Source organism: Leuconostoc palmae, assembly GCF_019656075.1.
Lineage (GTDB): Bacteria > Bacillota > Bacilli > Lactobacillales > Lactobacillaceae > Leuconostoc > Leuconostoc palmae.
Window position 1 is genome coordinate 1 of record NZ_BPKZ01000018.1, and the last position, 8,332, is coordinate 8,332.

Annotated in this window: 10 protein-coding genes; 5 read left to right on the plus strand and 5 right to left on the minus strand. The window is 30.8% G+C overall.

What is annotated here, in order from left to right; all coding sequences use genetic code 11:
• Nucleotides 1-1,015: 1,015 nt before the first annotated feature.
• The 5 genes from K5Q12_RS06945 to K5Q12_RS06965 all read right to left on the minus strand — a co-directional run bounded on the left by K5Q12_RS06945 (nt 1,016) and on the right by K5Q12_RS06965 (nt 5,206).
• On the minus strand, nt 1,016-1,201 hold the full coding sequence (locus K5Q12_RS06945) for a hypothetical protein (protein ID WP_155280237.1): 186 nt from the start codon (nt 1,199-1,201) through the stop codon (nt 1,016-1,018).
• A 320-nt stretch (nt 1,202-1,521) separates the two neighbouring features.
• Nucleotides 1,522-1,920, minus strand: a complete 399-nt coding sequence (locus K5Q12_RS06950) for a replication initiation protein (protein ID WP_220743083.1) — start codon at nt 1,918-1,920, stop codon at nt 1,522-1,524.
• Between the two features lie 817 nt (nt 1,921-2,737).
• Entirely contained in the window at nt 2,738-3,571 is an 834-nt protein-coding gene (locus tag K5Q12_RS06955; protein WP_220743085.1) for a DUF3307 domain-containing protein, read from the minus strand.
• Complete coding sequence (locus K5Q12_RS06960; RefSeq protein ID WP_220743087.1) at nt 3,568-4,548, minus strand: hypothetical protein; 981 nt, start codon at nt 4,546-4,548, stop codon at nt 3,568-3,570. Before K5Q12_RS06960 ends, K5Q12_RS06955 begins: the two co-directional genes overlap by 4 nt.
• Before the next feature lie 181 nt (nt 4,549-4,729).
• The gene (locus tag K5Q12_RS06965; protein WP_220743089.1) at nt 4,730-5,206 is read right to left on the minus strand and encodes a hypothetical protein; all 477 of its coding nucleotides are present in this window, start codon (nt 5,204-5,206) and stop codon (nt 4,730-4,732) included.
• A gap of 244 nt (nt 5,207-5,450) precedes the next feature.
• Between K5Q12_RS06965 and K5Q12_RS06970 the strand changes: the two genes are divergently transcribed.
• The 5 genes from K5Q12_RS06970 to K5Q12_RS07210 form a co-directional block, all read left to right on the plus strand.
• A complete protein-coding gene (locus K5Q12_RS06970) occupies nt 5,451-6,053 on the plus strand; it encodes a helix-turn-helix domain-containing protein (RefSeq protein ID WP_220743091.1) in 603 nt (200 codons plus the stop codon).
• Nucleotides 6,054-6,300: 247 nt separating this feature from the next.
• Nucleotides 6,301-6,741, plus strand: a complete 441-nt coding sequence (locus K5Q12_RS06975; RefSeq protein WP_220743093.1) for a selenium binding protein — start codon at nt 6,301-6,303, stop codon at nt 6,739-6,741.
• 160 nt (nt 6,742-6,901) lie between these two features.
• Nucleotides 6,902-7,492, plus strand: a complete 591-nt coding sequence (locus K5Q12_RS06980; protein ID WP_220743095.1) for a site-specific integrase — start codon at nt 6,902-6,904, stop codon at nt 7,490-7,492.
• A gap of 82 nt (nt 7,493-7,574) precedes the next feature.
• Nucleotides 7,575-7,919, plus strand: coding sequence for a helix-turn-helix domain-containing protein (locus K5Q12_RS06985; RefSeq protein WP_246570531.1), 345 nt, complete (start codon nt 7,575-7,577; stop codon nt 7,917-7,919).
• Between the two features lie 302 nt (nt 7,920-8,221).
• On the plus strand, nt 8,222-8,332 hold a 111-nt coding region (locus K5Q12_RS07210; RefSeq protein WP_220743097.1), incomplete at its 3' end, for a helix-turn-helix domain-containing protein.

Genomic DNA, 8,332 nt, shown 5'->3' on the forward strand with positions numbered 1-8,332 from the left:
GGCCTGCTGATATTTTTGTATGCAGTTACACCAGTAATGGAAGTTATAGACGGTTTGATAAGAGGGTTTGTCGGATCTAGTATTAATTAAGTAATTGGGGGAATAATAGAAACTCAACAAACATAATCCATCTTATGCCAAGTGAAAAGCGCTATCCCTACAGCGAGTTGGGTTAGCGCTTTTTTTGTCAGTAGTAACATTGTGAATTTTGCTTTTTTGAATTGGTCTAGCTCTCTAAACCTTGGTTTAATCACGTTTTGGGTTTGTGAAATAAGCAAGGTAGCAATCGGATATTTTGTTTATTTTACAAACCACTTTATATCAGTATTCGTTGGTAAAAATGTTACATTTGGGGGTTTAGATGTAACATTTTTATTTTTAGTATAAATGTTGTTAAACCGGCGTTTGTTCCCCAAATTGGGCTGACGCTTCCAGCGTTTTTACCGTTTTGCCCCCCCTGTTAGTAATACGGGGGTCAAATTTTTTTAGTGCCTAAATTTTAACAGCCTGTGCCAGTCGTGGGCACTCATGGTCAATCGTGCTGATCCACGACCCAGCACAGACCCCCTTTTAACGCTTCGCTTAGGGTGTCTGTGTGGCACTGTCTCTCCCTGTTTGGTCGAGCCACTGTTAAAATTCACACGTTCAATGTTCGAATCAATAACTCAAGTCTATCAGCAAGTTCCCAAAACTTCAAATTAATTCAATCATAGATTTATCATTGAATACGTACATCATTCGCTATTTTTTAATAATCAAAAAACCGCTTTGGGAGTAAGCGGTTTTTTTGAGAGAGAATATTTGGTTATGAAAAAAATATTTTTGGGAGAGAAGAGAATAGTCATGTAATTGACTATGTGTTAAGTATAAAATAGCTAGATTAAATCTAGGCTAAATAACGATGTAGCTATTATTTATTTTTTCGTTCATCAGAATACCATAGATAGTTTGAAAGTGTATCTGTTATTAAACTGATTAAATCGACTAGCATTGAAAACATAAACTACCTTTCGTTTCAAATCACAAATTTTTTGTTTTTAAGTAATTCTTTTTGTTTCTTACCAATGGCGTAGGTGTAAATTTCCATTAAGACTTTTTTCTTGTCGGGATCTTTTTCATTTAAAGCATTATCCATTAATACTTGTAAGTTTGTTTTCTCAGCTTCCAAAAACAACTTTTCAAAAATATTTTTATCAGCCATAATTTAAGCTCCTTAATTGCATTTAAATGTGTCTCTAGCCTAATTATACTAATAAGCAAAATAATCCGTCAGTAAAACGAAATAAAATGAGTTTAATGCGCACTTACACTCCACCAAGAAACTTGTTGAGGAATTGCTAGAAAGAAGTGTGTCAGAAGTCGCTTTTAGCGACAACTTAAAAATCAAAAAAATTCTTGTTGCGAGCATACTAAGTGGGTACCCACTTAAGATAAAAACACATCAATTTTTGATAAGCGGAAGGTTGATGAACGACAAAGACTAACAAACAAAACGGACGCTATAAAATTACTTTTGAAAAACTATTTAAATAATCTATGCCAGAATCCTTTCTTTGGCTGATTTTCTTTTTCTTGGTATTCAATTAAACTATCCTTTGTCTCTGTTAACCGTTGTTCAGCAATTAATTGTAATTGTTGCGCATGATCAATTTGTTTATCTTTTTCTTTGATTTGCGATTTTAAATAATTAATTAAATCATCTTTTTCAGCTAACTGTTGCGCTGTAAAAGTGTCAACATAGTTACTTGAAGTTGACGTTTTTGGTTTACGTTTAGTTGACGCTAAAAGTTTCCATTCTTTATCTGTGAATGATTTTTTAGATAAATCTATATCAAGGCGCTTAGCCTTTCTATTTAAGGCTTGGCGCGATATCTCTAGTTCGTCTGCTATCGCGATAATGGTATCAAATTCGTGTTTCATCAGTTTCTCCAAACGTAGAATTAAGTGATGTAACGTTTACGTTTTAAGTTTACTATATTGTTGACGTTTTAAGTGAACCAGTTAATTATTAAAAGATAAGATTATGTGTTTGTTTATTGTCATGTATAGTTCTTAATGTTATACTCATATCAATATTTAAATACAAATAAAAAGACCTCAACCCCTGCAAGGGTTAGGACTTGGTGACCTTACGATATTATCAGTATCAGGTTTTTGCCAACACAGAAGGCAATCTGTGTTGGCTTTAGATTACTTACTATTATACAAACTTATAGACTCAGAGTAAACATCTTTACTCAAAAAAGAACTATAAACTACTATGAAAGCGTATCCTCCAGCCTAACTAAGCACGAGGATACGCTTTTTACGTCTGTTAAGTCGTTGTCGGACGTTATCCTAACAACTAATACGGAACAGGCGTGTATCCGTCAAGAGGGCTGAAAGGTCGTCTAAACCACGTCCAAAGCAATGCTAAGCGGTATTGTGGGGAATGAACAATTCGATTAAGGGTAGGCTCGCCCGCAAGTGATTGGCAAAGAAGTGGCATATAGAATTAGCACACTATATGGTTTAAATTGCATATAAAGCGATTTAAGCGGTGTCTGACGTGTTCTAACCTTATTGGCTTATGGGAAAAATAAGGCTTTCTATTGGGCGGACGATAGAAGAGTAACTAGAACGATGTACGTGGTTGATACAAGCGATATGATTCTGAATTATACCTTGAACAATTTTAAAAAGTCCTAAATACTTAGGGCTTTCTCTGCTCAAATCAAACTGATTGCCCTTGTTATGGTTATTTTTCTATTTTTAAAATCATTTTTATTATATATATTCCTATTGTTGAAAATACTAGAGCTGAAAGCATACTTATTAATGATCCTAGTAAATAGTATTCTGCGTATTTACTATCTTTATTTATTTTTTCGAATCTTGTTACTGATTTTAAAGCTATTATGCCTGCTATTATTGGTGTAAAAAGCGATTGTTCAATTACTGCAAATAATATTAATAATCTTTCTATTACGCCAATACTTGTCCCACTTGCTAATGTTTTATTATCATTATCAGTATTATCGTTAAAGTGTTTTTGTAAAATTTTTTGTATTAAAAATTGTGTAAATCTTGTAATTAATATAATAGTACAGATAAGTACGCTCAACGATAATAAGTTTTTATTGTAATTTGTTATTGAAAGTACATTATTATTTCTTACTAAATTCGATTCGTAGTATGAAATTATATATATAATCAAAAAGTGAATCCCTTGATCTAAAATATAACTAATCCAATCTACATGTATATAGTTGGACATTTTAGACTTGATTATTTTAACTTTAGTTATATCTAAACCGATATGTAATAGCCATATTATTGCGGACCCTAAACAAACTACTACAATTGTTTGTAAAAGATCATCTTGTTTTTCCCACTGTATTAAAATATTGAAAATGACTAAATATGCTATATTAAATAAAAATCCAGGAATAATATGTTTTTTTAACATAAATGTATATGATGTTTTTTTCTGTTCCACAATATTATTTGTTTGAAATATAAAGTCGATTGATAAGTGGCAAATGTAATTGATTAAGATTAGTGATATTGTTAATAATTCTATGTTTTTCATTGGTTTGATATCCGATTAATAGTATTTTCAAGCGTGTCAATATTTTTTTGTACAGATAGAATATCCATATCGCCAATAATTTTACTAATTCTGCTTGAGTATTTTTGTTTATGTTTCATTTTTTCTTTAGTTTGTAAAGTCTTTGTTTGAATTTTTTGACCTAATTCATTAAACTGAATTCCTATATTACTAGCTGCATTCTGATAGCTTTTTATGCCATATATTTCATCTAAGGTTGCTGCTACTAAAAATAGATTTTGATATTCCATATTTCTCTTGTTTTCTGCATTAAACAAAGTAAAAAATATAATTTTTCTGATGCTAAGTATACTATTTGATTTGAATGGTACGCTATAACCAGAGTAAAATAATAATTGTATTAAGTCACTGTAATATTCATTTATCAATAATTTTTCTGAAGGATCATTTTTTAGTACGACGGTTCTTAATTTAAATGGTAAATTTTCTATGTTATTAAATTTACCACCTATTTTTTTTGTTTCTGGAACATCATCGTGGTATGAATTCAGCAAATATTTTGTCCCAGAAATAGCTGTTCCGTTAATAATATCCCAGCTTAGTGTGTTTATGTTCTGTTGTTCCTGTTGGACAGTTCCATTGAAAACAATGGACATATTGAAAATTAATTCAGTACTATTTTCTGTAGAGATCCACCTTTTAATATTATATTGGAAATCGCTTGAATAATATATGCTATTCAAGTAATGATAAATTTTTCTCGTTAAATCATAATTGTATTCACGAATTAGTCCCATTAACATATCGCCCTCTTTTATCGAAAATAATTTGCCCGAATCATATATCTCTTCTGAATTAGATATTTCCGCTCCATATTTTTGATTAATGTGTTCCGAAAAGTAATTTAATATGTCATATGTTCCATAACCAATATTAAAAGTTAGTGATTTACTGCTTTTTATATCAATGGCTATTCCAGCATAATATTTTTTTTCCATAATAATATTGACATCCTTATAATTGGTAGTATAATGTTGAAAAAACACGTGATTATTTCTTTATAAAGAAATAATCACGTAATACACTTTATAAAAACATATTTATGTTTTTATAAAGTGTATTACATTAAATCAAAATGGTCAATAAAAAATTAGTTTGACTATTTTGGAAGGCGAATAGTCAAATTATTTTCAAAATTTTCAACATTAAACTAATAACAGGTAAAAAAATAGGAATCAGTTTGATCAAAACATCAAAAAAACTAGTTTTATTATTTTTGAAATTTTTAAATAGATAAATAATTAAATTAATTATTCCTTTAAAAAAGCCAAAAAAAGGTAAAATAGATATAGCTAGTAATAATAATGTTGTGTAAGGATTTAATAATTTATACTTTATGAAAAAAATAATAATTCCATATATAATATAAAATAACAAAAGACTAGTTCCTAAATTATCCCAAGTTTCTTTTGCCCTTTCCATTGTTTTTTGAATTGAAAAGGCAAATCCAACGGAAGCAATCATAAGAAAAAACAGGGAAAGGCTATTTGACCATGAAAATTTATATTCATTCGGAATTAAGAATATTGTGAGTGCAATGGCAATTGCTGTAAGTCCTAAAGCATAGTTTTCAGAAAAATTATCTTTTTTATCCATAAATGTCTCCCAGGAACCTAATGTATATTTATTGATTATAACGGAATTTCGGATGTTTTATGTTTTAGTTTGCTAATTAACATAATCATAATTATTACAAGACCCATTTAGAAAAAATGTTATACATGCTAAATAAACTTAACTATGCTTTATTTAACCGAAAAATAAGACGAGCAATAAATCATTGCTTGTCTTATTTTTATTTTATGGTCAAACTATATTTATAAACTTGGGAGGACTCATTATGAAATTTGGTGAGCGCTTAAAAAATGCACGATTAGATATGAATTTAACTCAAGCAGATGTTGCGAATGAACTGTTTATCACTAGGCAAACGATTTCGAGCTGGGAAAATGAAAAAACATATCCGGATATTTCGAGCTTAATTAAACTAAGCAATTACTATCATATTTCTTTAGATATTTTACTCAAGGAAGATACAGGTATGCGAGAAGAGTTAGAAAAGAAATATGTATCAGTAAATATGAAGAAGGTATATGGGAAATTACAAGTATGTTTTTTTATTTTACTATTTTTATTTATCGCTAATGTGCTAGATATAGTGCATTTAGGTGTATTTTATATACCGATTTTATTTGTGTTCATTTTTATCGGATTGGCTATGGATAATATTTCAGAATTTAATATAGCGAGTTCTCTCGGAATAAAATATAAATGGCAAAAGTATGTTTCTGGTGATATGGGATACAAGTACACACTAATATTACCTATAGTTTCATGTTTATTTGGCATACTTTGCTTATATTTGAATAAGGGTAATCCATGGTGGTCATTCATTTGCGCCGGTTTGCTATTTTGGGTTGACTTTAAAACGAAAAATAAGTAATAGCATGATACTGTTTATCTTAATTCAAACAAATTTATAATATGTATGTCTATATATTAGGGGCTATAATTATAAATAGACCCAATAGTAGTAATTAATCTAAAGCATGATATAATAATCTTAGAGATATGTTGTCGATTAAATCGTACATGGCTTTCACCCCCTCTCCGCATGACAAGGGTGACGAACGAATTAATCATTATATCATTTACGTTTCTATATTAGATGTTAAAAGATGTGAAACATAATGTACGAAAAATATACAAGACAGTCATTACCGAATGATGATTATAGGGAGCTTCTTGGTTCTGCTATAAGTGTTTTTAACTCCAACAATGCTTTTATTATAGAAAATATACTTAAAATCAGTGGTGATCAACACAACTGGTGGGAATTAATTGATCGAACTTCAGGGAATATTCTGCATAAAGTTATGAAAGAACAATATTCCGATGTTATTCCAGAAAATATAATTAGTCTGTTTTCAGAACTTGTAGAGCAGCGTGACCGAATAATCCATAGTTTTCAAATAACAGGTCCAGAACCAAATCCTGATCAAGAGCAACTATTAGCAACTAAAGTTAAAGGTTCCGGTGAACAATTTATAATAACTAGAAAGTATTTACTAAATTTCATACAAAAAAACCAGACACTATTTGACCTTTTATACGACTTCAGAAACATTTAAATTAATATTAGGGTCCATAATTACATAATAACCCCTTAAAAATCCTATTAAAACAACCCCTAACAAACCAAGTTTATTTATTAGGGGTTGTTTTTTAGCTTATAATTAAAATAACACCTGTAATGGCTTGATTCTAACGCTTAAAAAAGAGGTACTAGTTATGGTGCAACAACTTGTTTTACCAATTAAAGATTCCAACGTTTTAAAAAGTGTCCAGGAGACGCTTTTGGATAGTTTTCGCGCTGGCCGACGTAATTACACCATCTTTCAACTGGGTAAAGCTACCTTACTACGGGTTAGTGATGTCATGCAGCTGAAAAAAGCTGATGTCTTTAACCCAGATGGGACGATTAAGCAAAATACATTCATCCACGATCAAAAAACAGGTAAAGCCAACACTCTCTACCTCAAACCTGTTCACGCTGATTTACTGGCTTACTATGATTGGCTTCAGCAACAAAATTTGATTTCTGAGTGGCTTTTCCCTTCAATTCAGCACCCAGAGCGTCATATTACTGAGAAACAGTTCTACAAGGTTATGGCTAAGGTTGGCGAACTCTTAGGGATTAACTATCTAGGCACCCATACCATGCGTAAAACAGGTGCTTATCGCGTTTACATGCAGTCCAACTATAATATTGGATTGGTCATGCAATTGTTAAACCATTCTAGTGAAGCGATGACCTTAACTTATTTAGGCTTGGATCAAGCGAGCCGAGAAACAATATTAGATCAAATTAATTTCGGCTAGAATAGTGGCCGTTAGACAGTGGCAAATATGATTTGCTTTATCTATTTAAGCACAATTGCAATAATGTGTTTAGGAGAAAACTATGAATTTTGGACAAAAATTGCAAACAGCACGTATCAATATGAACTTAACGCAACAAAAAATCGCTGATGATTTCTTTATTACTAGGCAAACAGTATCTAGTTGGGAGAACGGCAATAGTTATCCAGATATTATGACATTACTTAAACTAAGTGATTATTTTGGATTTTCGATGGATGAAATATTACGGGAGGACAAGAAAATGCGCTTATTTTTGGATAAACAAGATGTTAAGCATGATTTAAGGCCGGTCTATCGTAGTTTACTATTAATTTCTATGATCTTATTAGTAATAGAATTGCTAGATTTGTTTAGTGTCATTAAATTAGGAGGATGGCTTGGCTGAACAATTTGGGGTGTATTTGTGCTGAGTGTTCGTGCATTTGATATGTTAAGCAAATTTGATGTATCTAACACTATGGGATTTAAATACACTTGGCAAAGAAAATTAAAAACACTCTTGCATATATAGTCACCATAATGAGTGTTAACTGTGGTGAAACTTTATCAGAGCACATAAAATAAATGTTGGTCAAGCTTAAATAACACGATAAAACACTTTATATAAGGATTGGTAAGGACTTTCTATTGCCAAAATGACGTCTTGGGGATATGTTTAATGGCATAACAAGTACAGGGAGGATAGTCGTGATATTCCATAATTTGATAAAGGAAAAGAGGCAAAAAATGTCTCTAACACAAATGGATTTGGCTAATAAATTGTTGGTCTCTAATAAAACCATATCTAATTGGGAGACA

Coding starts and splice junctions, on each gene's coding strand:
- K5Q12_RS06945 (WP_155280237.1), bottom strand. CDS start 1,201: ATGGCTGATAAAAATATTTTTGAAAAGTTGTTTTTGGAAGCTGAGAAA.
- K5Q12_RS06950 (WP_220743083.1), bottom strand. CDS start 1,920: ATGAAACACGAATTTGATACCATTATCGCGATAGCAGACGAACTAGAG.
- K5Q12_RS06955 (WP_220743085.1), bottom strand. CDS start 3,571: ATGAAAAACATAGAATTATTAACAATATCACTAATCTTAATCAATTAC.
- K5Q12_RS06960 (WP_220743087.1), bottom strand. CDS start 4,548: ATGGAAAAAAAATATTATGCTGGAATAGCCATTGATATAAAAAGCAGT.
- K5Q12_RS06965 (WP_220743089.1), bottom strand. CDS start 5,206: ATGGATAAAAAAGATAATTTTTCTGAAAACTATGCTTTAGGACTTACA.
- K5Q12_RS06970 (WP_220743091.1), top strand. CDS start 5,451: ATGAAATTTGGTGAGCGCTTAAAAAATGCACGATTAGATATGAATTTA.
- K5Q12_RS06975 (WP_220743093.1), top strand. CDS start 6,301: ATGTACGAAAAATATACAAGACAGTCATTACCGAATGATGATTATAGG.
- K5Q12_RS06980 (WP_220743095.1), top strand. CDS start 6,902: ATGGTGCAACAACTTGTTTTACCAATTAAAGATTCCAACGTTTTAAAA.
- K5Q12_RS06985 (WP_246570531.1), top strand. CDS start 7,575: ATGAATTTTGGACAAAAATTGCAAACAGCACGTATCAATATGAACTTA.